This window comes from Acidovorax sp. AC410, assembly GCF_979253235.1.
The window spans coordinates 914,584-937,211 of record NZ_CEEDCG010000001.1 but is presented as its reverse complement, the minus strand read 5'-3'; the positions used below and the strand labels follow the sequence as shown (position 1 = coordinate 937,211).

Here is a 22,628-nt window from a genome sequence, read left to right as displayed (position 1 = left end):
TATGGACATGGCCGTTGAAGCCGGGGTCATCAAGCAGCACCTGATCGACCCGGAAATCTGCATCCGCTGCAACACCTGCGAGGCGACCTGCCCCGTCAATGCGATCACCCACGACGATAACAACTATGTCGTGCGCGCCGACATCTGCAATGGCTGCATGGCCTGCATCTCGCCGTGCCCCACGGGCTCCATCGACAACTGGCGCACCATGCCGCTGGTGCGTGCCTATTCGATTGAGGAGCAGCTGACCTGGGAGTCGCTGCCCGCCGAGCTCAGCCCCGAGGAACTGGCCGTCGCCGGTGCTGATGCCGAGACCACGCAGGCACCCTCAGCGGTATCTGTTGCCGTAGCCACCGCCGAGCCCGGCGTGCAGCTCCAGCCGCCCCTGCACCGGGGTGCCACGGTGCCACCCTGGTCTGCCGCGCACGCCTACACCAACCTCTACCCGCCCAAGGCGCCGACCACGGCCACCGTGGTCGGCAACTTCAACTGCACCGAGGCGGGCTTCGAGAGCGAAACGCACCATGTGGTGCTCGACTTCGGTAGCCTGCCCTTCCCCGTGCTGGAGGGGCAGTCCATCGGCATCGTCCCCCCGGGCACCGACGCCCTGGGCAAGCGCCACCATGCGCGCCAGTATTCGATTGCCAGCGCGCGCAATGGCGAGCGGCCGGGCTACAACAACCTGGCGCTCACCGTGAAGCGCGTCACTTCCGACCATGACGGCACACCCGTGCGCGGAGTGGCCTCCAACTACATCTGCGACCTCCAGGTGGGCGACAAGGTGGAGGTGGTGGGGCCGTTCGGCCACTCCTTCCTCATGCCCAACCACCCCAAGTCGCATGTGGTGATGATCTGCACCGGCACCGGCAGCGCGCCCATGCGCGCCATGACCGAGTGGCGCCGCCGCCTGCGCAAGAGCGGCAAGTTCGAGGGCGGCAAGCTCATGCTGTTCTTTGGCGCGCGCACGCAGCAGGAGCTGCCGTACTTCGGTCCGCTGCAAAGCCTGCCCAAGGACTTCATCGACATCAACCTGGCCTTCTCGCGCACCCCGGGCCAGCCCCGGCGCTATGTGCAGGACCTGATGCGCGAGCGTGCGCCCGATCTGGCCGAATTGCTCAGGGACGGCAACAGCCACTTCTATGTCTGTGGCCTGAAAAGCATGGAGGAGGGTGTGGTGCTCGCCCTGCGCGACGTGGCGGCCGATGCAGGCCTGGACTGGGAGGCCCTGGCGGCCACCCTGGCGCGCGAAGGGCGCCTGCACCTGGAGACTTATTGAGGCCTACGTGTCTGTCAAGCTGGCCAGGCCCTCCTGCCGGACCAGCTCCTCGTACCACTGCTGGTAGCCCGCGCTGCTCGGGTGCAGGCCGTCGGCGGCGTTGAGTTCGTCGGCCCGCTGCACGAAGGGGTCCTGCGCGCGCGGTTTGAGCAGTCGGATATAGCGCACGCCGCTGTCGAGCGCCACCGTCTGCGCGGTGGCATGCAGGCGCTTGGAGCGGCTGTCCATGAACCACGAGACCGGCGGCACGAAGAGGGGGGCGTGGCCGACGTTGCCGCAGGGCATCAGCACCACCTGCTTGCCGCGCGCCTTGGCCGTGCGGATGGCCTGCTCCATGTGGCCGTGCAACTGCTGCTCCGAAGTCAGCCGGATCACGTCGTTGCCGCCGGCCAGCACCAGCACCAGGTCGTAGCCGGTGTTGGCACGCTCCAGTTGCGCCTGCACGTCCTCGAACTTGGCGCCATTGGCGGCCAGGTTGTCGATCTGCCAGCGCGGATGGGCGGCGCCGATGCGCCCCGCCAGGCTGTCCTCGGGGCGGGCCGCACCAGTCCCCACCGCCGTGCTGTCGCCGACCACCAGGATGCGCCGCTCGGGCTGGGCCGGCTGCGCGGTGTAGGGGCGCGATGCCTTGGCCAGGTCCGACGCCGTCACCAGGCGCCAGGGCGCGCAGCCCGTGAGCAGCAGGGCGCCGGCCGCGATGGCCGCAAGGGTCCACCCACGGGGCCGCATGCCGTGGACGGGGGGCTGGTGTGCAGGGGTGGGCTGGGGCAGGGGCATGGGGCGGCTTTGCAGGAGACACAGGTCGGTACTGCAGAGTACGCGCCGAAACCGGCGCTGGATGTCGGCTGCCTCAATGCCTGCGCGTAGGACGCGGGGCCATGCGGGTTCGCTCTTGCGCGCAGGGCCTATTTCTTGAACACCACGGCCTCCAGCCCCATGCGCTGGATGGTCTGCGCCGCCGTGTCAGCCTCGGCCTTGGAGTCGAAGGGGCCCACGCGCACGCGGATGCGGGTGCCCTTGGCGCTTTCCAGCGGCTGGCGGAAGGCCGGCAGGCCCTCATTGAGCAGGCGCGACTGCGTCTTGCGCGCATTGGCCTCTTCGGCGAACAGGCCCACGTTGATGTAGAAGCCCGGTGCGCTGCCCACCATGGCGAGTTCGGGGTCGCTGGCCACCGATGCGGGCGGCTGGGTCGGTGCCGGCGTGGATGCCGGCCTGGCGGCCTTGCTGGCGGCGACGGGCGCGGCGGGTTTGGACGCCGGGGTGGCCGGGCTGCCAGCCTTGGCCTTGGTGCCTGCAGCGGATGTGGCTGCCGCGGACGCTGGATCGGCCGACGGTGCCGCTTTGCTGGCGGGGGCGGGGGCGGCCGGTGCCATCGCCTTGGCGGCGGAAGCGGCAGCGGTCGCCGGTGGCGCGGCTTTGGCTGCCGGCAGCGCCGCTGGCACGGGCGGCGCAGTGGCGACGGGGCTGCTGGCCGGCTGGCGGCGTGATGCCGCGGCGGGCGCGGCCACGGGAGCGGGTGCGGACGCCACGGCGGTGCTGCCCGCGGGCGCGGAGGAGGCTGCCTGCGCGCTGGCGGGGGCAGCGGCGCTGGGCGGTGCCACTGCTTCCGATGGGGCGGGCGGCGCGGATGCCGTGCTGCGCAGTACCGACACGGCGGCCAGCCCGGAGGTGGGGTTGGATGCCGGGGCCGCAGGAGAAGGAGGGGCCGATGTGGCCGGGGCGGCCCTGCCGGCAGGCTCCGCCGTGCTACCCGGCGGGAACAGCATGTAGGCCAGCAGGGCCGTGGCCACCACCACCACATGGCCGATGACCACGGTGCTCAGCCGTTGGCGCGAACTGGCCTGGCGCTCCAGTAGCGCCGCAGCCTCGGGCACGGTGCGCGATGCCGACAGCGCGCGCGCGATGCGCTTGCGGATTTCGGTGTGCAGCACGGCATTGGCGAACAGCCCCGGCACTGCGCAACTGAACAGCGCGATGGCGCCCAGGATGCCCCATTCCACCGGTTGGGGCCAGTGAAGGAACTGCCGGCCCAGGCCGAACACCAAGAGCGCCAGGCCCTCGGCCGCAGCCACGTAGACCAGGGCGGCACCCCAGAGCTGGCGAAACACCAGCCAGCTCAGCGTGGTCAGCGCGGCCGGCCAGTTCCAGGTGGTGGTCGTGCGCCCTGCGTCATCGAAGCGCGCGAAGATCGGCAGGTAGTGCTCGGCATTCACCGGGCCCAGGGCCACCCGGTACAGCGCGGTCATGGCGTTGTCCGACGGAGAGTCCAGCGACATGGGTGCAATGGCGTTGGCAGGGTCCAGTGTCAGGGGCATGCCCGATTCTGGCACGGGCTGCGGGCTGCGCAAAAGGGGGAAGTGGCTGCCTGAATCACCCCACGGGTGCCGATCAGACGCCTCCGCGCACCATGGACATGACCTTGGCCGCATCGAGCGTGGCGGCCTTTTCGCGGATCTGCGGCAGGTACTGGGCCTGCAGGTCCTTGGCCGGGCCGAGCATGCTCTGGAAGCTCTCGCGCAGCACGGCCGTGCTCATCATGCGGCCGCCTGCGTAGTAGCGTTTGGCCACCTGGCCCAGTGCGTAGGTGGTGGCGAACGAGAAGGCCATGCCCGTGGCCGCCTGGCCGATGCCGCCGATGGTGCGGCCCGCCACCTTGCCCAGCAGGCCGCCGAGCAGCTTGCGGCCGAACTGCTCTATGTACTGCGAGGCCATGCCCACGCCGGCCGCGGCGATGAAGTCCTTGATGTGGCCCTGGTCCAGCTCCACGCCATGGGCCTTGCCGACGGCGTAGACCATCTTGACCTGCATGGGGATGATGGCCATCGACGCCCAGGACTGGGGCAGCAGCTCCAGCGCGCCGCACAGCAGCGCGTAGTTCAGGATGCTCTTGTCCAACTCGGCGTCGGAGACCTGTGCCGCAGCGCCGCGCACGGGCAGGGCCGCCGCGGCCGCCGTGCCCACAGCCACGGGCGCCAGGCCGCGCGCGATGGGGGCCGCGCGCTCGGCCACTTCCACGAGGGCATCGGCCTGCTGCTCGAAGGCGGCGGTTTCGCCTTCGCCCAGCTGCAGCCAGCCCTTGAGCTGCGCCAGGAAGGCGCGCTCGGCCTCGGTCTGGCGCCCGTCCACATCGCAGACGCAGACCGCCATTTCGTAGGCCAGCTGGCGCAGGCCCGGCTCGGCCAGCGCGGTGGCAGCGGCCTGGGCGCTGGTGCGTTGCAGCAGCACGTCCTGGACCAGGCGCGGCAGGTCGATGGCCGGTGCGTCGTGTGCCAGCGATTGGGCGATGCGCCGGATCTCCTCGCGCTCGCTGTCGCCCTTGTGGCCGTCGGCGAAGGCGGCGAACAGGGCGATGGTGAGGATGGCTTGTTGCTGGTCGAGTTGCATGGTGGCGTGGCTCCTGAGGAAGCCATGGGTGGCGGGACAGGTGTGCAGTGTGGCAAACAAGGGCTTTTCCATCGCGCCGGTGGGGGCTTGCGGGATGGTCAATGGCCGTACCGCTGCAAGGGCGCGCCAATCGTCCTAGGATGTTGGCCATCCCATTTGACGTCCTGGTGACCGCATGACCACAGCCCTCAAGATCGATTTCGTCTCCGACGTTTCCTGCCCCTGGTGCATCATCGGCCTCAAGTCGCTGGAGCAGGCGGCCGAGCGCCTTGCGGGCGAAGTCGCACTCGACCTGCACTTCCAGCCCTTCGAGCTCAACCCCCAGATGGCCCCCGAAGGCCAGGACATCGCCGAGCACCTGCACGAGAAATACGGCGCCACGCCCGAGCAAAGCCAGAAGAACCGCGACGCCATCGCCGCGCGCGGTGCGGCCCTGGGCTTCACCTTCAACATGGCGCAGCGCAGCCGCATCTACAACACCTTCGACGCCCACCGCCTGCTGCACTGGGCCGAGGAAGAGGGGGACAAGCAGCCCGCGCTCAAGCACGCACTGTTCAAGGCCTACTTCACCGACGGCCAGAGCCCTGGCGACCACGAAGTGCTGGCCCGCGTGGCCGCCGGGGTGGGGCTCGACGAGGCCGAGGCCCGGGCCGTGCTGGCGTCGGATCGGTATGCCGACGAGGTGCGTGAACGCGAGCAGTTCTACCTGCAGCAGGGCATCCACTCGGTGCCGGCCATCATCATCAACGACCGCCACCTGATCTCGGGCGGCCAGCCGCCCGAAGTGTTCGAGCAGGCCTTGCGGCAAATAGCTTCCGGCAAGGCATGACAAAGGGCGCCGCGGCGCCCTTTGTCATTTCAGCGGGATCGGTGTTGCCCGGTCCACCGGCACGGCCGTCACGCTGTTCTGCGGCGAGCCGTCCACCAGCTTTTCGGAGTAGGTCAGGTAGACCAGCGTGTTGCGCGCCGGGTCGACCATGCGCACCACGCGCAAGCGCTTGAACAGGATGGACAGGCGCTCGCTGAACACCTCCTCCTGCTTGCGCAGCGGCGCGGGGAAGCTCACCGGCCCGGTCTGGCGGCAGGCGATGGAGGCTTCGGAGCGGTCCTCGGCCAGGCCCAGCGATCCCTTGATGCCGCCCGTGCGGGCGCGCGAGACATAGCAGGTCACACCCGCCACGGCCGGGTCGTCGTAGGCCTCGACGATGATGTCGTGGTCGCGGCCCAGCAGCTTGAAGGCCGTGTCCACCGTGCCGATCTTGTCCGGTGCGGCCGCAGCAACGCCTGCCAGCAGGGCAAGGGCGGCCAGGGCCGCCATGCGCAAGGCGCCGCGCATCATGCGGTGGCCCCGGCGCCGGCGCAGCGCTTGGCCAGATGGGCCAGGGCTTCCTCGACCTGGTCGACCAGCACCAGGCACAGGTCGCCCGGTTGCAGGCGGGAAAGGGCCGTGTCGATGGCGATGAACTCGCCGCGGATCTCTTCCACATGCGTGGTGCGTGCCGCGCCGGCCAGGCCTTCGCGCAGCAAGGCCATCACTTCGCCGTCGCCACGGCCGCGCTGGGCCGCGTCCTGGTACAGGATCACGTCGTCGAACGCAGCCCCCAGGATCACGGTCTGCTCGCGGATGTCCTCATCGCGCCGGTCGCCGGCACCGCTGATGACCACGCTGCGGCGCTTGCCGGGCAGGGCGTCCACGGCGGCCACCAGGGCGCGCATGGCGTCGGGGTTGTGGCCGTAGTCGGCGATCACCGTGGCGCCGTTGTAGTCCATGATGTTGAAGCGGCCCGGCGCGTTGTCGCTGTCGTTCACGAAGCCCGACAGGCCGCGGCGGATGGTCTGCCACGGCAGGCCCGCGCCCCAGGCGGCGGCCACCGAGGCCATGACGTTCTCCACCTGGAAGCCGATGCGGCCGTTGCGCGTGATGGGCACGTCGCGCAGGTGGATGGTCTCGCGCCACGAGCCTTCGGAGGCCACGATGGAATCGCCGTCCACATACACGGTGCGGTTGCCCTGGGCACGGTGCGTGGCCATCACGGGGTGGTGGCGGTCGGTCGCGAAGAAGATGATCTTGCCCGGGCAGGCCGGCGCCATGGCCGCCACGATGGGGTCGGCGGCATTGAGCACGCCATAGCCGTCGGTGGCCACGTTCTGCACGATCACGCGCTTGAGCACGGCCAGGTCTTCCACCGTGGTGATGTAGTTCAGCCCCAGGTGGTCGCCCGCGCCGATGTTGGTGACCACCGCCACCTGGCAGCGGTCGAAGCCCAGGCCCTCGCGCAGGATGCCGCCGCGCGCGGTCTCGAACACGGCCGCATCCACCTCGGGGTGCAGCAGCACGTTGCGCGCGCTCTTGGGGCCACTGCAGTCGCCGCTGTCGATCTGGCGGCCGTTGACGTACACGCCGTCGGTGTTGGTCATGCCCACGCGCAGGCCCTGGGCCGTGAACAGGTGGGCGATCAGGCGCGCCGTGGTGGTCTTGCCGTTGGTGCCCGTGACGGCCACCGTCGGGATGCGGCCATCGTCGCCATGGGCGTACAGGCGGTCCACCATGGCCTGGCCCACGTTGCGCGGCTTGCCGTACGACGGCGCCAGGTGCATGCGCAGGCCGGGCGCGGCATTCACTTCGACGAAGCCGCCGCCTTGTTCTTCCAGCGGGCGCAGCACGGTCTCGGCGACCATGTCCACGCCGCAGATGTGCAGGCCGACCATCTGCGCAGCGGCGATGGCGCGCGCCGCCACCTCGGGGTGTACGTCGTCGGTCACATCGGTGGCGGTGCCACCGGTGGACAGGTTGGCGTTGTTGCGCAGGATCACGCGCTGGCCCTTGGGGGGCACGGATTCGGGCGTCAGGTCCTGGGCCGCCAGGCGGGCCACGGCGATCTCGTCCAGGCGGATCTTGGTCAGCGAGGTGGCATGGCCTTCGCCGCGGCGCGGGTCCAGGTTGACCTGCTCGACCAGCTCGCGCACGGTGTGCTGGCCGTCGCCCAGCACCTGGGGCGGCTCGCGGCGCGCTGCGGCCACGAGCTGGTCGCCCACCACCAGCAGGCGAAAGTCGTGGCCGGGCAGAAAGCGCTCGACCATCACCGTGCCGTACTCGGCGGCATTGCGGTAGGCGGCGTCGAGCTGGGCGCGGTCGGTGATGTTCACCGTCACGCCCTTGCCCTGGTTGCCGTCCTGCGGCTTGACGACCACGGGCAGGCCCACCTTCTGGGCCACTTCCCAGGCCTCGTCCAGGCTTTCGACGGGCTTGCCCAGGGGCACGGGCACGCCGGCCGCATGCAGCAGGCGCTTGGTCAGGTCCTTGTCCTGGCCGATGGATTCGGCCACCGCACTGGTGGAATCGATCTCGGCGGCCTGGATGCGGCGCTGCTTGGAACCCCAGCCGAACTGCACCAGGCTGCCGCGCGTGAGGCGCCGGTAGGGAATGCCGCGTGCGACGGCTGCGTCCACGATGGAGCCGGTGCTCGGGCCCAGGCGCTCGTCCTCGTCGAGCTCGCGCAGGGCGGCCACGGTCTTGTCGGCATCGAACGTGCCCTGGCCGAGGGCGGCCTGGATCAGTTGCTGGGCGTCCTCGAAGGCCTGGCGGCCCACGGCCTCCTCGCTGTACTCCACCACCACCTGGTAGATACCGGCATCGGTGGTGGCCGTGGTACGCGCAAAGGTCACGGGGCAGCCGGCCTGGGCCTGCAGCGCCAGCGCGGCGATCTGCAGCACGTGGGCCAGCGAGATGTCGCCGTCACCGCCTTCGGGGTGCAGCGCACCGATGGCGGGGAACAGGGCGCGCAGGCGCGCTTCGAAGCCGTCCATCCGGCGGATGGCGCGCTCGCTCTCGGCGCAGGCCACGACGGCCTCGATGGCCATGTGGCGGCTCCAGAGGTTGGGGCCACGCAGGGCCCGGGTGCGGGATACATCCATGGAAATTCTCTTTCTCAGTGTCCGTCGGGGCGTGCAGGCCCCGGAGTCATCGCGGTATTCGGTTTCTCGGGCTCAAGTGCGCAGACCGGGTGGTGGCGGCAGGTCCGGCTCGAAGGTCTTGATGCCCGCGCCGATCAGGTCGGGCGCGATGTCCAGGGCCCAGGCGGCGCCCACGGCGGCCAGCAGGGCCTCGGTGTCGGGCACCACGCCATTGCGGCCGAAGGTCAGCTCCGCCAGCGTGCCCAGCACATGCTCGGCGCTGCCGGTGGCCAGCACCACGCGGCCGTTCTTCACCAGCACGGCACGACCGTTGTCCTTGGCGCGGTGTTCGGCAATCGCGGGCAGGGCAGGGTCCTGCGCGTACAGCACCACGTCGCCATCGCACAGGCGGGCCAGGTCCACCACCTGTTCCACGGCGGCGTTGAGCACGGCCGCGCCATCGGCGAGCACCACGTCCACCTGGGTGCGCAGCACCTTGGTCATCTGGTCCTGCTCATGCACGTCGAATTCGGCCAGGCTGGCCACGCCGTCCATGTCGGTGACCACACCCACCTTGCAGCGGTCGTAGGCCAGGCCGTCGCGCAGGATGGTGCGTGCGTCGTTCTCGATCACGGCGGCCTGCACCATCTGGTTCATCAGCAGGCGGTGGGCGGCCTCCCAGTGGGCGCTGTCGGTGGTGTCCACGTGGCGGCGGTCCAGGAACAGGCCGTCGCGGCAGGCCACGCCGGTGTGGCGGCCGCCCAGGTGCAGCAGCCAGGCCACGAGGCGGGCGATGGTGGCGGTGTTGCGCGTACCGGCCACGCCCACCACGGGGATGCGGCCGGCCGTGCCTTCGGCATGGTCCTCGGCCGGGAACAGGTGCTCGACGATGGCCTGGCCCACGGGGCGGGGGGCGCCCACGGCGGGTTTGAGGTGCATCAGCAGGCCGGGGCCGGCGTTGACTTCGACGATGGCGCCACCCTGCGCGTGCAGCGGCTTGGAGATGTCGAGCGCCACCATGTCGATGCCCGCGATATCCAGGCCCACCACCTTGGCGGCGAGCTGGGCGATGTAGGCGACCTCGGGGTGTACGTCGTCCGTGCAGTCCACGGCCACGTTGCCATTGCGTTGCACCACGATGGTCCGGCCGGCGGCAGGCACGGAGCCCGCATCCAGGTCCTGGCGCTTGAGTTCCAGCTGCACCTTGGTGTCGGTGGCCAGGTCGATGATCTCGAGCGGGTACTCCTCCTCGTAGCCGCGGCGCGGGTCGGAGTTGAGCTGGCTGTCGATCAGCTCCTTGACCGTGGAGCGGCCGTTGCCGGTGATGCTGACCACTTCGCCGCGCGCGGCGGCCACCACCTTGCCACCGACCACCAGCAGGCGGTGTTCATCGCCGGGGATGAAGCTTTCGACCATCACGTCGCTGCCCTCGGGGTAGGCCACGTGGTAGGCCGCCTCGATGTCTGCCTGCTTGCTCAGGTCCAGCGTCACGCCGCGGCCATGGTTGCCGTCCGAGGGCTTGACCACCACGGGCAGGCCGATGTCCTGCGCCGCTTCCCAGGCTTCTGCGGGGCTGTTGACCACCTGGCCTTCGGGGATGGGCACGCCGCAGGCCTTGAGCAGGCCCTTGGTCAGGTCCTTGTCGCTGGCGATGCCTTCGGCGATGGCGCTGGTGAATTCGGTCTCCGCCGTCCAGATGCGGCGCTGGCTGGCGCCGTAGCCCAGCTGCACCAGGTTGCCGTCGTTCAGGCGGATGTGGGGGATGCTGCGGTCGGTGGCGGCCGTGACGATGCAGGCCGTGCTGGGGCCCAGGTACTGGTCGTCCACCTCGGTGCGCACGCGCGCCACGGCGGCAGCCACGTCGAAGGGCTCGTCGTTGATGGCCGACATCAGCAAGCGGTGGCCCTGGGCCAGGGCCACGCGGGCCACCTGCTCGTCACGCGCCCGGAACACCATGCGGTACACGCCGCGCTGCGAGGTGCTGCGCGTCTGGCCGAAGCCGGTGGGCATGCCGGCCAGGTTGAGCAGCTCGATCACGATGTGCTCCAGCACGTGGCCGCACCAGGTGCCTTCCTCCAGGCGCTGCAGGAAGCCGCCGCGCTCGCCCACGCCGCAGTGGTGCTCGATGAGTGCCGGCAGCCAGGCCGTCAGGCGGTCGTTCAGGCCGGGCAGGGTGTGGGAGGGGTGGTCTTCCAGCACACCCAGGTCCAGCCAGACTTCCAGCACGGGCCGGTAGGTCCAGATGTTGGGTCCACGCAGGTAATTGATGCGAAGCAGTTGGATGTCGTTGAATTTCGCCATGGATTGCAGCGGGTAGGGGGTTCCGGCCTTTCGGGGCTGTGCGGGGGAGGACAACGAGAATATGGGGGAACATTGTGCTCCACTCGGATGGCAGCGGCAGCTGTCAGCCAAGGGGCAGTCGCAGACGTTACAGGTGGATGCCTTGGCGTCCTTGCGTGCAGTATCGGGGAGAATTCGCGCTGTGGCGCAATCGGTGACCGCTGGCTGCCAGGGGCGCAAATACCAATCCAACATGCAACATCACCATTCTGTGGACGCCTCCGGTGTCTTTTCCGGCCCCCAGGGGGCCGATCTGTGGGCCATGCTCGCTTCCCAAGAGAACGTGCTGGCCACGTTACAGGTTGACCTGAGCGGTGAACTGCGCTTCGCCACGGGCTGGGTGGTGGTGACTTCCGAGCGCCTCTTGGCCTGCGAGCCCGGGACCAGCGCCTGGCGCGTATGGCCGCGCGCCCCGGGCCTGACGCTGCGCATGCAGGACCACGGGGGCATCGGCTCCCTGGAGCTGCACGATGCCGATGCGCGCCTGGCGTTGTGGCGCTTCACCCTGGGCCAGCATGCCCAGGCGCTGCGCCTGGTGCAGCGCTTCGAGCAGCCCGCCGGCGCCGCGCAAGCGGACGAAGCCACCTGCCCGCAGTGCCACGCCCCCCTGCCGCCCGATACCGAGGAGTGCCCGGCCTGCGCGCGCGCCCAGCCGCCCCAGACCTCCACCTGGGTGCTGCTGCGCCTGTGGCGCTTTGCCCGGCCCTACCGCAAGCAGCTGGCCGCCGGTTTTGGGCTGACCCTGGCGTCCACGGCGGCCACGCTGGTGCCGCCCTACCTGACCATCCCGCTGATGGACGACATCCTGATCCCGTTCCAGAACGGGCAGAAGATCGAGCCCAGCCTGGTGCTGCTGTACCTCAGCGGGCTGCTGGCGTCGGCCCTGGCGGCCTGGGGCCTGTCCTGGGCGCGCACCTACATCCTGGCGCTGGTGTCCGAGCGCATCGGCGCCGACCTGCGCACCACCACCTACGAGCACCTGCTGCGCCTGTCGCTCGACTACTTCGGCGGCAAGCGCACCGGCGACCTGATGGCTCGCATCGGCTCGGAGACCGACCGCATCAACGTTTTCCTTTCGTTGCATGCCCTGGATTTCGTGACCGACGTGCTCATGATCATGATGACGGCTGCCATCCTGTTCTCCATCAACCCCTGGCTGGCGCTGGTCACGCTGGTGCCGCTGCCTTTCATCGCCTGGATGATCCACACCGTGCGCGACCGCCTGCGCACCGGCTTCGAGAAGATCGACCGCGTCTGGTCCGAGGTGACCAACGTGCTGGCCGACACCATCCCCGGCATCCGTGTGGTCAAGGCCTTCGCCCAGGAAAAGCGCGAGGCCCAGCGCTTTCGCGACGCCAACCAGCACAACCTGGAGGTCAACGACAAGCTCAACAAGACCTGGTCGCTGTTCACCCCCACGGTGTCGCTGCTCACCGAAATCGGCCTGCTCGTGGTCTGGGGCTTTGGTATCTGGCTGGTCTCGCGCAACCAGATCACGGTGGGGGTGCTCACCGCCTTCATCGCCTACATCGGGCGCTTCTACAGCCGGCTCGACTCCATGAGCCGCATCGTCTCGGTCACGCAGAAGGCGGCCGCCGGCGCCAAGCGCATCTTCGACATTCTGGACCACGTGAGCAACGTGCCCGACCCGGCCCAGCCGGTCAAGGTGGACAAGGTGCAGGGCGCCATCGCCATGCGCAACGTGGGTTTCCGCTACGGCAGCCGTGCCGTCATCAAGGGGCTGGACCTCGATATCCGCCCCGGCGAAATGATTGGTCTGGTGGGCCACAGCGGCTCGGGCAAGAGCACGCTGGTGAACCTGATCAGCCGCTTCTACGACGTGAGCGATGGCTCCATCCAGGTCGATGGCGTGGACATCCGCCGCTTTGCCGTGGCCGACTACCGGCGCCACATCGGCCTGGTGCTGCAGGAGCCGTTCCTGTTCTTCGGCACCATTGCCGAGAACATCGCCTACGGCAAGCCCGAGGCCACGCGCGAGGAGATCGTGGCCGCGGCCCGCGCGGCCCACGCGCATGAATTCATCCTGCGCCTGCCGCACGGCTACGACTCGCTGGTGGGCGAGCGCGGCCAGGGCCTGTCGGGCGGGGAGCGCCAGCGCATCAGCATTGCGCGCGCGCTGCTGATCGACCCGCGCATCCTGATCCTGGACGAAGCCACCTCGGCCGTGGACACCGAGACCGAGAAGGAAATCCAGAAGGCCCTGGACAACCTGGTGCAGGGCCGCACCACGATCGCCATCGCCCACCGCCTGTCCACCCTGCGCAAGGCCGACCGCCTGGTGGTGATGGACCGCGGCGAGGTGGTGGAGGTGGGGCCGCACGACGAACTCATGGACAAGCAGGGCGCCTACTGGCGCCTGTATGAAGCCCAGGCCCGCCGTGCCGAAGAGGACGCCCAGGCCGCCGGCGTGATCATCGACAGCAGCCTGCTGCACCCGGCCCACCCTGCGGGCAGCGCCTGAGCGCCCCCTTCGACGGACAACGACACCGCCATGACCGATCTGACGACCCCTTCCCCGACCCGCCCGCTGCAGCTGCTCCGCAACGCCCATGGGCGCCTGGTGCTCACCCTGCCGGACGGCACCGTACACGAGGGCGTGGTGCCCGTGCGCGCCTTTCCCATCGCCGCCCCGGCCGAAGGCCTGTCCCTGGTGGGCAGCGACGGCCACGAACTGGTGTGGCTGGACCGCTTCGACCAGTTGCCCCCGGCCGGGCGTACCCTGGTCGAGGAAGAGCTGGCGGTGCGGGAGTTTGTGCCCACTATCGAAAAAATAGTTGCGGTATCGAGTTTTTCGACCCCCAGCACCTGGGATGTGGAAACCGACCGCGGCCCCGTGCGCCTGGTGCTCAAGGCCGAAGAAGACATCCGCCGGCTCGGCGGGCGCACCCGGCTGCTCATTGCCGCGGGCGAGGGCGTGCAGTTCAAGGTACCCGACACCACGCTGCTGGATCGGCAGTCGCGCCGCTTCCTCGAGCGCTTTCTCTGAGGCCTGTCGCGCCAGCCCGCCGCCTGCTTTTTGCGGGCGGCGGGCTTTTTTTTGCCTGAAGAACGCTTAAAAACTAGGGGTAAACCCTTGGTTTTGGGCTTAAGGGCAAAAAAGACCTCAATTTCCCCTTTTGTTTGCCGTTATGAATGTACGAAGAGTCCGGAAGTGCCTCTGTTCGTTCCATCCACAACCTGGGGCCAGCCATGCAAATGCCACCTGTCGATCGATCGCCGACCTGGCGTCCTCCGGGCGCCGATTTGTATTCCACCGGCGCCTCGGGGGCGCCGCCGATACGCCCTGTCAACGCACCACTGCCCGTCGAGTCCATGGACCGGCTGGGGGAGGGGGCCATCGTGCGCGAGCCGGACAAGCCCTCGGCACCCGACGCACCGAACCGCGACTGGACCGAGGTGAAGAAGAAGGAAACGGTGGAAGAGCCGCCCGAACCGCCGCCGGAGCCCATCTACAAGCAATTGCTCGAATTCATCCAGTCGATGTGGCGCGCCAGCGGCAGCGCCGTGGAAATGGCGCAGGACATCAACAAGGTGACCCTGCAGGAGCGCCTTGCCCAGCAGGTCAAGAACGAACCCCTGACCTACTCGGACCCCAAGGTCAAGCGCACGGCAGGGTTGTGAACCGGGTGGCGGGCTGAGGCGCAGCGACGGCGCCAGGGGTCATTGGGTATTTTTGCTACCGAAACGGTAGCGGTTGGGTCAGGGAGCGCTGGCTGCAGGAGCGGGTGCAGCGGGCGCCTGTTGTTTGGCGCGGTCCCGTTCGGCGCGGTACTTGGCCGCAAAAGTGCGCACTTCCTCGTACGAAACAAAACCATCGCGGTCGGTATCGGCCTCATCGAAGGCATTGGACAGGCGCGGGAACAGTTTCACTTCGGTCCGGCTGAGCTTGCCGTCGCCGTTGAAATCCAGCATCTTGAACTCGCGGATGGCCTTGGCTTCGCCCTTGGACAGGCCTTCGGTGTCCGCCGGTGGCGGCGCCACCGGTGCCTGGGCCAGGGCCATGCTGCTGCCCAGCAGGGCTGCTGCGCCCCATGCCAATAGGTTCATCTTCATGCGTTCTGTTCTCTGTTCCTGTTGCGGGACCATGCTCGCACAGATGCGGGCGCACGGTGTTCATTGCAACCGGTCAGAGGCCTTCTTTCGCGGCAAGTTGCACACCATTGCACAACTTTGCATGCCGCTGGGGGCAGCCCTTCAATCCGCCAGCAGCGTGACGGGGTTGGACACCCCGCTGTTCACATGGCCCGCGGGCACATGCAACGAGGCCGAGGTGACATGGCCGGTCTGGTCGTCGAAGAAGAAGTCGGGCTCGAACTCGCGCAGGAACTCCCCCTTCTGCAGGCCGCCGAGGAACATCGCCTCATCGACCGCGATGTCCCAGTCCATCAGCGTTCGGATGGCGCGCTCGTGGGCGGGCGCGCTGCGCGCCGTGACCAGCGCGGTGCGGATGCGCATGCCCGTGCCGCCCGCATGCTGCAGCCGGTGCAGGGCGGCCAGCAGAGGCTTGAAGGGGCCGTCGGGCAGGGGCTGCGCCGCCTTGTCGCTCTCGTGCCGCTGGAAGGCAGCCAGCCCTTCGGCCTGGTAGACACGCTCGGCCTCGTCCGAGAACAGCACGGCATCGCCGTCGAAGGCAATGCGCACTTCATTCGGGTTGGAGTCGCCGGCGCGCACCGACTCGGTCAGCACGCGCGCCGCCGGGTAGCCCAGGTGCAGGGCCTGGCGCACGTCGGCTTCATTGGCCGAAAGGAACAAATGCGCCCCCAGCGGGCGCAGGTAGCGGAACGGGTCGCGCCCCTGGGTGAAAACGCCGCGCTGCACCATGGGCAGCCCATGGGCCAGGCAGGAGCGGAAGACGCGCATGCCGCTGACCGGGTCATTGCGCGAGAGCAGCACCACCTCCACCCACTGGTGCTCGGTGGTGTTGAAGGCCAGCAGCTTGCGCACCAGAGAAAAGGCCACGCCCGGTGCTGCCGGAATGTCGATGCGCTGGCGCTGCATGGCCACGTAGGCGCGGTCGTCCTTGTCGTCGAAGACGCGGTTCTCTTCCTCGAAATTGAACAGCGCCCGCGAGGAGATCGCGACCACCAGCTTGTCGTCCAGGGTGACGGCCATGGCGTGTCTACTTGACGAACTGGTTGAGCTGGATGATGGGCAGCATCACGGCCAGCACAATAGCCATGACCACCAGGCCCATGGCCACGATCAGCAGCGGTTCCAGAATGGTCGCCAGCTGCATGGAGCGGCGCTGCACCTCCACCGACAGCTGCGTGGCGGCGCGCTGCAGCATCACCGGCAACTGACCCGTCTGCTCGCCCAGGCGCGCGAACATCGACAGCAGGCCCGGAAAACGCTTCTTCTGCGCCAGGGCCGAGGCCAGCGGCGCACCCTCGCGCACCAGCACCAGGGCATCGAGTGCGTCGGCGCGCAGGGCGCGGTTGTTCAGGGTTTCGGCTGCGGCCTGCAGGGCGCGCAGGATGGGCACGCCAGCGCTGGCCAGCATGGCCAGCGTGCTGGCAAAGCGCGCCGCGTTGTAGCCGCGCGCCAGCTTGCCCACCAGGGGCAGGTTGAGCCAGGCGGCGTCGAAGCGCTCGCGCACGCTCTCGGACTTCAGCGACCAGCGCAGGCCCAGGGCCCCGACGACCATCACACCGAACATCGCCAGTCCATAGTTGCGCACCAGGGCGCTGATGCCCAGCATCACCGTGGTGATGAAGGGCAGGGCGCGCTTGGAGCCTGCGAACACGCTGGCCACCTGGGGCACTACATAGCCCAGCAGGAACATCACGATGGCGATCGCCACCAGGGTCACGATGGCCGGGTAGAGCGCGGCGCCCACCAGTTTGGCCTTGAGGGCCTGGCGGTCTTCGAGATCGTCGGCCAGGCGTTCGAGCACCAGGCCCAGGTTGCCGCTGTGCTCGCCGGCGCCGATCACGGCGCAGTAGATGTCGGAAAACTCGCGCGGGTGCTGGCCCAGCGCACGGGCGAAAGTGGCGCCGGCATTCACCTCGGCGCGCAGTGCGGCCACCAGGTGGCGCTGGCGGTCATCGTCGGCCTCGTCCGAGAGGGCGCTCAGGGCGCGCTCCAGCGGCAGGCCCGAGCTCACCAGCCCGGCGATCTGCCGCGTCCAGATGGCCAGGCCGGTGGCGTTGAACACCGGCCGGGTGAACAGGCTGCGGTTCCAGCCCTGGGCAGAGCCGTCCCGGGACTGGCCGGTCTGGACCTGCTCCACTGCAATCGGCACCAGGGCCTGCGCGCGCAACTGCGTGCGGGCGGACTTGGCGGTGTCGGCCTCCATCAGGCCTTTGCGGGTCTGGCCCTGGGCGTCCAGGGCTTCAAAGGAAAAAGCGGGCATGCAGGTGGTGGGTGGGCGGTTGCGAAGTGCACAAATGCACCGTCATCAGCCCACGATGGTAGCGGCAACCGGCACTCGCTACCGTGACGCACCACCCCCGAGGGTTACAAGTCGGCTACCCAAGCCGATTCTCAGGCCGCCACGGCGCTGTCCAGCGCCGCATGGGCCTGCGCCGCGATCTCCAGCGAACGCAGCCGCAATGCGGGGTCGTAGACGTCGCTCACCAGCATCAACTCGTTGGCCCCGGTCTCGCGCACCAGGTCGGCCAGGCCGGCCTGCACCGTCTCGGGCCCGCCGATCACCGCCGCCGCCAGGAAGTCGCCGATGGCGGCGCGCTCCTGCGGCTGCAGGCGCGCCGCGAAGTTCTCCACCGGCGGCAGCAGCAGGCGCCGGTCGCCGGTGAGGATGCCCAGCACGCGCTGGTAGGTGCTGCTGGCCAGGAACTCGGCCTCCTCGTCGGTCGGTGCTGCGATCAGCGGCACGCCGATGGCCAGGTAGGGTTGGGGCCATGCGGCCGAAGGGCGGTACAGGTTGCGGTACAGGTCGATGGCCTGGTGCAGCAGGCGCGGCGCGAAATGCGAGGCAAAGGCGTAGGGCAGGCCGCGCTCGGCAGCCAGCTGCGCCGAGAACAGGCTCGAACCCAGCAGCCAGATGGGCACGTTGGTGCCGGCCCCGGGGGTGGCCACCAGGCGCTGGCCGGGTTCGGCCGGAGAGAGCAGGCGCTGCAGCTCGGCCACGTCCTGCGGAAAATCGTCGGCCGTCTCCACGCGACTGCGGCGCAGGGCGCGCATGGTCGCCGGGTCGGTGCCGGGCGCGCGGCCCAGGCCCAGGTCGATGCGACCGGGGTAGAGCTCGGCCAGGGTGCCGAAGGCTTCGGCCACCACCAGCGGCGCATGGTTGGGCAGCATCACCCCGCCCGAGCCCACGCGAATGCGCGAGGTGCCGCCTGCGATATGCCCGACCAGCACGGCCGTGGCCGAGCTGGCGATGCCGGCCATGTTGTGGTGCTCGGCCAGCCAGTAGCGGGCAAAACCGAGCTTTTCGGCATGCTGGGCGGTGCGCAGCGCGATCTGCAGGGCCTCGGCCACAGTGCCGCCGTCGCGGACGGCCACCAGGTCCAGCATGGACAGGGCGGTACGGGGGGAAACAGGTTCAGTCATGCGTGCATTGTGGTCCGGCCCGGCCGGCGGCGCTTGCTCCGGGGCCGAGAGCCGAGGCTGGCAGCAGGGCTGCAGTGCACTCGCCGGCAGGGATATGGCATTTTTTGGTAGCCAAAACGCAAAACGCTACACAGAATGTTTCAAATGGCGTGGCGTTCCTTGCTCGAGGGGCCCCGCCCGCACACCAGGACGGGATCGCACATGGGTTTTTTCAGCCGACTGTTCAAGATGCGGGAGCAGGACCCGACCAGTCCAGACACGACCTGGGCCATGGAAGACAACGGCAGCGAACTCGTGCTGGATGCCGAGTACGCCACCATGCTCATGACCGAGATCGATATCGACGCGGCCATCGCCAGCCATGAAGGCTGGCGCCTGCAGCTGCAGGACATGGTCAATGGCCGCTCCAACGAGGTCATGCGGCCCGAGCGCATCTGCCAGGACGACCGCTGCGACCTGGGCCGCTGGCTCAACGGCACCGGCCGGGTGCGGCTGGGCCACTACCCCGCGTTCAGCATGCTGGTGGCGCGGCACAAGTACTTCCACCAGCAGGCGGCTGCCGTGGTCATGCTGTTCCAGGCCGGTGAGCAGCAGCAGTCGGTGCAACTGCTCAACAGCAGCTGCCGCCATGCGTCCAACCAGGTGCTGCTATTGCTCAAGGAGCTCAAGCGGGGTGTGGGGCGTTGACCGACCGCACCTCCTGAGGCGCGAATCGGCCAGGGCGGCTAATTAATAACTCCGGCCGCCCTTGTACATGGCGTGCTGGCGCCGCTGCAGGGTGCCTGCTTCGCCCAGGCGGGCCATGGCGGCGCCTGCATGGGCGTGGGTGATGGCCATGCCCAGGCCGTCGGCGGCGTCGGTGCCGGGCAGGCCGGGCAGGCTCAGCAGGCGGCGCACCATCTCCTGCACCTGGCTCTTGGCGGCGCGGCCGTGGCCGACCACGGCTTTCTTCATCTGCAGCGCGGTGTACTCGGCCACGGGCAGGTTGCTGGCCACCAAGGCCGTGATGCAGGCACCCCGCGCCTGGCCCAGCAGCAGGGTGGACTGCGGGTTCACGTTGACGAAGACGATCTCGACCGACGAGGTGTCGGGCTGGTAGCGCGCCACCACCTCGGTGATGCCGTCGAACAGGATCTTCAGGCGCCCGGGCAGGTCACCCAGGGCCAGCGTGGTGGTGCGGATGGTGCCGCTGGCCACGTAGCTCAGCTGGTGGCCATCCATGTCCACCACGCCGAAGCCGGTGGTCTGCAGGCCGGGGTCGATGCCCAGGATTCTCATAGCCCGAAGTACCAGCGCACCGAGTGGAAGAACACCGGCGCCGCGAAGCACAGCGCGTCCACCCGGTCGAGCAGCCCGCCCGCGCCGGTGACCGACATGCCCTGCATGCCCCAACTGGTGATGCCGCGGTCGCGCTTGAGCGCCTTCATCACCAGGTGCCCCAGGCTGCCCGCCACGCAGGCCAGCAGGGCCATGCCCAGTGCCTGGCCGGGCTTGAAGGGGGTGATGAAGGTGAGCAGGCCGCCCACCAGCCCGCCTACGGCCACGCCGGCGAGCCAGCTCACCCACTGGAAGCTCTGGCTCACCTGGGGCGCCACGGGCTTGTGCGGAAAGCGCCGGCCCAGCAGGTGCTGCACCACCATGCAGGTCTGCACCACGAACACCAGGAAGAACACCAGGAAGGCGCCCTTGTCCTTGTAGCCCGGAAAGTCCAGCAGCAGCAGCGCCGGCACATGGCTCATGCCGTACACGCAGACCATGATGCCCCACTGCAGCTTGGCATTGCGCTCCAGGAAGCGCTGTGGGTCGTTGGCCAGGGCGCTCACCACGGGCAGCGCCAGGAACACGTAGACCGGGATGAACACCGTGAACAGGTCGAAATGCCGGCTGCCCACGATCCAGAACTGCAGCGGCAGCACCACGAAGAAGGCCAGCACCAGGCTGCGGTGGTCGCCCCGGCGCGTGGGCGAGAGCGTGATGAACTCGCGCAGCGCAAAAAAGCCGACGATGGCGAACAGCACGGTGGCCACGGCATCGCCCAGCGCCCAGCCGATCCAGAACACGGTGGCCATGGCCCAGGAAGTCTTGAGCAGGCCCCAGAAGCGCTTGGCTTCGAGCGCATCGGCTTCGGCCTGGGGGTCGTCGCTGGACTGCTCGCGCAGCATGCGCACATAGGCCCAGATGGTGACGATCGACAGCAGGCCGAACACCACCAGGAACAGGGCACCGATCTGCTGGGTAGCCGTCAGGTTGCGAAGGAAGGCATTCATCTCACACCTCCCTCAATGCGATGACCGCACGCCGTGCGCGGTCGAGGAAGGGGCGGCGCTCCTCGTCCGGTGCCAGCTCGATAGGCGCGCCGAAGGTCACCGAGCACAGGATGGGCACGGGCACCACTTCACCCTTGGGCATCACGCGCTGCACGTTGTTGATCCAGGCCGGCACCAGTACCACCTGCGGGAACATCTGGGCCAGCTTGAACAGGCCCGACTTGAAGGGCTGGGGCTCTTCGCCATGGCCGCGCGTGCCTTCGGGAAAGATCACGATGGAATCGCCGCTCTGCAGCGCCTTTACCAGGGGCGCAAGCGGGTCGTTCTCGGGCAGTGCCGCGCGCAGTTCCTCGGGGGTCGGGGCCTTGGGCGGCGCCTCGGGGGCCGGGTCCGGCCCGCCGGCGGAGGCGGTTTCCGTTTCGGGCAGGGCGGCACCGGCAATCACAGGCTCCACGGGTGCCGGGCGTGCCGGCGTGGCCTGCCGGTCCACGTACACGGCGTTGAACACGGCGGTGGTGATCCACTGGCGAAACGGCGTCTTGGTCCAGTAGTCCTTGGCGGCGATGGGGCGGGTGATGCTGCGCAGTTCCTCGGGCAAGGCCGCCCAGATCAGCACCATGTCGGCATGGCTCTGGTGGTTGGCGAAGTAGATGCGCTGCTCCGCCTTCGGGGGGCAACCATACCAGCGGGCCTGGGAGCCGGTCAGGAACCGCACTATTCCCAGAAGGAGGAGACTCATCAACTTGGCAAGCATGGCGCGGATGATACGGGCGAACCCGCGTGACCTTGCCGAGCAGCGCAGGAGGCACCTGCCCTGGGGTGCGGGGGGCTGCCGGCGGGCGCATGGGGGTGCGCGTTCCCGCGCATACTGTCTGGCATTTGCGCCGCCCCATGAAAAAGCCCCAAGTCTTCACCGTTCACGACATCGCCCGCATGGCCGGTGTGTCCGCCATGACGGTGTCGCGTGCGCTGAACACCCCGGAGCGGGTGGCACCCGCCACGCTGCTCAAGGTGCGTGAAGTGGTCAGCCAGACGGGCTTCGTCCCCAACGGCATGGCGGGCGGCCTGCGCTCCTCGCGCGCCCGGCTGGTGGCCGCGGTGCTGCCGACGCTGACGGGCCCGGTGTTCCAGGAAACCGTGCGCGCGCTGAACCAGGCCCTGGACGAACGCGGCTACCAGCTGATGATCGGCCAAAGCGGCTACGACGCCTCGCGCGAGGACGCGTTGCTCGATGCCATCATCCGGCGCCGGCCCGATGGCATCGTGCTCACCGGCATCATGCATTCCGTAGAGGGCCGGCGCCAGCTGCTGGCCGCGGGCATCCCGGTGGTCGAGACCTGGGACCTGACGCCCACCCCCATCGACATGCTGGTCGGTTTTTCCCACGAAGGCATCGGCGAGGCCGTCTGCCATTTCCTGTACCAGCGCGGCTACCGGCAGCCCTTGCTGCTCGGCGCCAACGATGACCGGGCGCGCCTGCGCATGGGCGGGTTCCGGCGCGCGGCGCGCGAGCTGGGCCTGGCGGCCGAGGTGCCTGCGGTGCTGGTGCCGGCGCCCACGACGCTGGGGTCGGGGCGCAGCGGGCTGGTGGAGGCGCTGGCTGCCCATCCCGGGACCGATGCGGTGTTCTGCAGCTCGGACATGCTGGCCCTGGGCGTGCTGATCGAGGCCCAGGCACGTGGCCTGTCGGTGCCCGGGCAACTGGGCGTGGTGGGGCTGGGCGATCTGGAGTTCGCCGCCAGCCTGCAGCCGGCCCTGACCACGGTGCGCATCGACGGCACGCGCATCGGCCGCACGGCCGCGCAGTTCATCGACGACCGCGCGGAAGGCCGCACGGTCGATCAGCCCATCGTCGACATCGGCTTCGAGATCGTGTCGCGCGCAAGCGCATGAGCAGTGCTGCGGGTCGCGCCCGCAGCGGGCAGACATGGCTG

20 protein-coding genes are annotated in these 22,628 nt (G+C 69.0%); 7 read left to right on the top strand and 13 right to left on the bottom strand.

What is annotated here, in order from left to right; genetic code table 11:
- Position 1: 1 nt before the first annotated feature.
- Positions 2-1,276, top strand: a complete 1,275-nt coding sequence (gene boxA / locus AC0IZS_RS04265; protein WP_471634504.1) for a benzoyl-CoA 2,3-epoxidase subunit BoxA — start codon at positions 2-4, stop codon at positions 1,274-1,276.
- A gap of 3 nt (positions 1,277-1,279) precedes the next feature.
- Here the strand turns inward: boxA and AC0IZS_RS04260 are convergent, their stop codons facing one another.
- From AC0IZS_RS04260 to AC0IZS_RS04250, 3 genes are all read right to left on the bottom strand, one after another.
- Positions 1,280-2,053, bottom strand: a complete 774-nt coding sequence (locus AC0IZS_RS04260) for an SGNH/GDSL hydrolase family protein (protein WP_471634503.1) — start codon at positions 2,051-2,053, stop codon at positions 1,280-1,282.
- Between the two features lie 128 nt (positions 2,054-2,181).
- Positions 2,182-3,591 (bottom strand): SPOR domain-containing protein, encoded by a 1,410-nt coding sequence (locus AC0IZS_RS04255; RefSeq protein ID WP_471634502.1) that lies wholly within the window; start codon positions 3,589-3,591, stop codon positions 2,182-2,184.
- A gap of 73 nt (positions 3,592-3,664) precedes the next feature.
- Positions 3,665-4,660, bottom strand: a complete 996-nt coding sequence (locus tag AC0IZS_RS04250) for a YcjF family protein (RefSeq protein WP_471634501.1) — start codon at positions 4,658-4,660, stop codon at positions 3,665-3,667.
- Between the two features lie 175 nt (positions 4,661-4,835).
- On the opposite strand from AC0IZS_RS04250, the gene AC0IZS_RS04245 reads away from it, so the two are divergent.
- On the top strand, positions 4,836-5,489 hold the full coding sequence (locus AC0IZS_RS04245) for a DsbA family oxidoreductase (protein ID WP_471634500.1): 654 nt from the start codon (positions 4,836-4,838) through the stop codon (positions 5,487-5,489).
- 24 nt (positions 5,490-5,513) lie between these two features.
- Here the strand turns inward: AC0IZS_RS04245 and AC0IZS_RS04240 are convergent, their stop codons facing one another.
- From AC0IZS_RS04240 to AC0IZS_RS04230, 3 genes are all read right to left on the bottom strand, one after another.
- Positions 5,514-5,996 carry a CreA family protein gene (locus AC0IZS_RS04240; protein ID WP_471639461.1) on the bottom strand — a complete coding sequence of 161 codons (483 nt, stop codon included), beginning with the start codon at positions 5,994-5,996 and terminating at the stop codon, positions 5,514-5,516.
- Complete coding sequence (gene cphA, locus AC0IZS_RS04235) at positions 5,996-8,575, bottom strand: cyanophycin synthetase (protein ID WP_471634499.1); 2,580 nt, start codon at positions 8,573-8,575, stop codon at positions 5,996-5,998. The genes AC0IZS_RS04240 and cphA overlap by 1 nt, the downstream gene beginning before the upstream one ends.
- A 72-nt stretch (positions 8,576-8,647) precedes the next feature.
- A complete protein-coding gene (locus AC0IZS_RS04230; RefSeq protein WP_471634498.1) occupies positions 8,648-10,855 on the bottom strand; it encodes a cyanophycin synthetase in 2,208 nt (735 codons plus the stop codon).
- Between the two features lie 232 nt (positions 10,856-11,087).
- On the opposite strand from AC0IZS_RS04230, the gene AC0IZS_RS04225 reads away from it, so the two are divergent.
- The 3 genes from AC0IZS_RS04225 to AC0IZS_RS04215 all read left to right on the top strand — a co-directional run bounded on the left by AC0IZS_RS04225 (position 11,088) and on the right by AC0IZS_RS04215 (position 14,536).
- Positions 11,088-13,376: a cyanophycin metabolism-associated ABC transporter gene (locus AC0IZS_RS04225; protein ID WP_471634497.1), complete on the top strand. Its 2,289-nt coding sequence runs from the start codon at positions 11,088-11,090 to the stop codon at positions 13,374-13,376.
- Positions 13,377-13,406: 30 nt separating this feature from the next.
- The gene (locus tag AC0IZS_RS04220; protein ID WP_471634496.1) at positions 13,407-13,901 is read left to right on the top strand and encodes a cyanophycin metabolism-associated DUF1854 family protein; all 495 of its coding nucleotides are present in this window, start codon (positions 13,407-13,409) and stop codon (positions 13,899-13,901) included.
- A 203-nt stretch (positions 13,902-14,104) separates the two neighbouring features.
- Complete coding sequence (locus tag AC0IZS_RS04215) at positions 14,105-14,536, top strand: hypothetical protein (protein ID WP_471634495.1); 432 nt, start codon at positions 14,105-14,107, stop codon at positions 14,534-14,536.
- A 78-nt stretch (positions 14,537-14,614) separates the two neighbouring features.
- Here the strand turns inward: AC0IZS_RS04215 and AC0IZS_RS04210 are convergent, their stop codons facing one another.
- From AC0IZS_RS04210 to AC0IZS_RS04195, 4 genes are all read right to left on the bottom strand, one after another.
- Positions 14,615-14,968 carry an EF-hand domain-containing protein gene (locus AC0IZS_RS04210; RefSeq protein ID WP_471634494.1) on the bottom strand — a complete coding sequence of 118 codons (354 nt, stop codon included), beginning with the start codon at positions 14,966-14,968 and terminating at the stop codon, positions 14,615-14,617.
- Positions 14,969-15,109: 141 nt separating this feature from the next.
- Complete coding sequence (locus AC0IZS_RS04205) at positions 15,110-16,027, bottom strand: 5'-nucleotidase (protein ID WP_471634493.1); 918 nt, start codon at positions 16,025-16,027, stop codon at positions 15,110-15,112.
- A gap of 7 nt (positions 16,028-16,034) precedes the next feature.
- Positions 16,035-17,267, bottom strand: a complete 1,233-nt coding sequence (gspF, locus tag AC0IZS_RS04200) for a type II secretion system inner membrane protein GspF (protein WP_471634492.1) — start codon at positions 17,265-17,267, stop codon at positions 16,035-16,037.
- Between the two features lie 131 nt (positions 17,268-17,398).
- The gene (locus AC0IZS_RS04195; RefSeq protein ID WP_471634491.1) at positions 17,399-18,427 is read right to left on the bottom strand and encodes an LLM class flavin-dependent oxidoreductase; all 1,029 of its coding nucleotides are present in this window, start codon (positions 18,425-18,427) and stop codon (positions 17,399-17,401) included.
- Between the two features lie 201 nt (positions 18,428-18,628).
- Here AC0IZS_RS04195 and AC0IZS_RS04190 point away from each other — a divergent pair, with 201 nt between their 5' ends.
- Positions 18,629-19,114 carry a CZB domain-containing protein gene (locus tag AC0IZS_RS04190; protein ID WP_057201687.1) on the top strand — a complete coding sequence of 162 codons (486 nt, stop codon included), beginning with the start codon at positions 18,629-18,631 and terminating at the stop codon, positions 19,112-19,114.
- Positions 19,115-19,156: 42 nt separating this feature from the next.
- On the opposite strand, the gene ruvC is transcribed toward AC0IZS_RS04190, so the two are convergent.
- From ruvC to AC0IZS_RS04175, 3 genes are read right to left on the bottom strand one after another with little or no spacing between them, the layout of a single operon-like run.
- Positions 19,157-19,705 (bottom strand): crossover junction endodeoxyribonuclease RuvC, encoded by a 549-nt coding sequence (ruvC, locus tag AC0IZS_RS04185; RefSeq protein WP_057201688.1) that lies wholly within the window; start codon positions 19,703-19,705, stop codon positions 19,157-19,159.
- Positions 19,702-20,694 (bottom strand): phosphatidate cytidylyltransferase, encoded by a 993-nt coding sequence (locus AC0IZS_RS04180; protein ID WP_057201689.1) that lies wholly within the window; start codon positions 20,692-20,694, stop codon positions 19,702-19,704. Before AC0IZS_RS04180 ends, ruvC begins: the two co-directional genes overlap by 4 nt.
- Before the next feature lies 1 nt (position 20,695).
- Positions 20,696-21,448, bottom strand: coding sequence for a lysophospholipid acyltransferase family protein (locus AC0IZS_RS04175; RefSeq protein ID WP_471634490.1), 753 nt, complete (start codon positions 21,446-21,448; stop codon positions 20,696-20,698).
- A gap of 137 nt (positions 21,449-21,585) precedes the next feature.
- Between AC0IZS_RS04175 and AC0IZS_RS04170 the strand changes: the two genes are divergently transcribed.
- Entirely contained in the window at positions 21,586-22,587 is a 1,002-nt protein-coding gene (locus AC0IZS_RS04170) for a LacI family DNA-binding transcriptional regulator (protein WP_471634489.1), read from the top strand.
- Positions 22,588-22,628: the final 41 nt, after the last annotated feature.

What these genes read in the sequence shown, in the direction of transcription:
- boxA (WP_471634504.1), top strand. Translation starts at nt 2, where the DNA reads ATGGACATGGCCGTTGAAGCCGGGGTCATCAAGCAGCACCTGATCGAC.
- AC0IZS_RS04260 (WP_471634503.1), bottom strand. Translation starts at nt 2,053, where the DNA reads ATGCCCCTGCCCCAGCCCACCCCTGCACACCAGCCCCCCGTCCACGGC.
- AC0IZS_RS04255 (WP_471634502.1), bottom strand. Translation starts at nt 3,591, where the DNA reads ATGCCCCTGACACTGGACCCTGCCAACGCCATTGCACCCATGTCGCTG.
- AC0IZS_RS04250 (WP_471634501.1), bottom strand. Translation starts at nt 4,660, where the DNA reads ATGCAACTCGACCAGCAACAAGCCATCCTCACCATCGCCCTGTTCGCC.
- AC0IZS_RS04245 (WP_471634500.1), top strand. Translation starts at nt 4,836, where the DNA reads ATGACCACAGCCCTCAAGATCGATTTCGTCTCCGACGTTTCCTGCCCC.
- AC0IZS_RS04240 (WP_471639461.1), bottom strand. Translation starts at nt 5,996, where the DNA reads ATGCGCGGCGCCTTGCGCATGGCGGCCCTGGCCGCCCTTGCCCTGCTG.
- cphA (WP_471634499.1), bottom strand. Translation starts at nt 8,575, where the DNA reads ATGGATGTATCCCGCACCCGGGCCCTGCGTGGCCCCAACCTCTGGAGC.
- AC0IZS_RS04230 (WP_471634498.1), bottom strand. Translation starts at nt 10,855, where the DNA reads ATGGCGAAATTCAACGACATCCAACTGCTTCGCATCAATTACCTGCGT.
- AC0IZS_RS04225 (WP_471634497.1), top strand. Translation starts at nt 11,088, where the DNA reads ATGCAACATCACCATTCTGTGGACGCCTCCGGTGTCTTTTCCGGCCCC.
- AC0IZS_RS04220 (WP_471634496.1), top strand. Translation starts at nt 13,407, where the DNA reads ATGACCGATCTGACGACCCCTTCCCCGACCCGCCCGCTGCAGCTGCTC.
- AC0IZS_RS04215 (WP_471634495.1), top strand. Translation starts at nt 14,105, where the DNA reads ATGCAAATGCCACCTGTCGATCGATCGCCGACCTGGCGTCCTCCGGGC.
- AC0IZS_RS04210 (WP_471634494.1), bottom strand. Translation starts at nt 14,968, where the DNA reads ATGAAGATGAACCTATTGGCATGGGGCGCAGCAGCCCTGCTGGGCAGC.
- AC0IZS_RS04205 (WP_471634493.1), bottom strand. Translation starts at nt 16,027, where the DNA reads ATGGCCGTCACCCTGGACGACAAGCTGGTGGTCGCGATCTCCTCGCGG.
- gspF (WP_471634492.1), bottom strand. Translation starts at nt 17,267, where the DNA reads ATGCCCGCTTTTTCCTTTGAAGCCCTGGACGCCCAGGGCCAGACCCGC.
- AC0IZS_RS04195 (WP_471634491.1), bottom strand. Translation starts at nt 18,427, where the DNA reads ATGACTGAACCTGTTTCCCCCCGTACCGCCCTGTCCATGCTGGACCTG.
- AC0IZS_RS04190 (WP_057201687.1), top strand. Translation starts at nt 18,629, where the DNA reads ATGGGTTTTTTCAGCCGACTGTTCAAGATGCGGGAGCAGGACCCGACC.
- ruvC (WP_057201688.1), bottom strand. Translation starts at nt 19,705, where the DNA reads ATGAGAATCCTGGGCATCGACCCCGGCCTGCAGACCACCGGCTTCGGC.
- AC0IZS_RS04180 (WP_057201689.1), bottom strand. Translation starts at nt 20,694, where the DNA reads ATGAATGCCTTCCTTCGCAACCTGACGGCTACCCAGCAGATCGGTGCC.
- AC0IZS_RS04175 (WP_471634490.1), bottom strand. Translation starts at nt 21,448, where the DNA reads ATGCTTGCCAAGTTGATGAGTCTCCTCCTTCTGGGAATAGTGCGGTTC.
- AC0IZS_RS04170 (WP_471634489.1), top strand. Translation starts at nt 21,586, where the DNA reads ATGAAAAAGCCCCAAGTCTTCACCGTTCACGACATCGCCCGCATGGCC.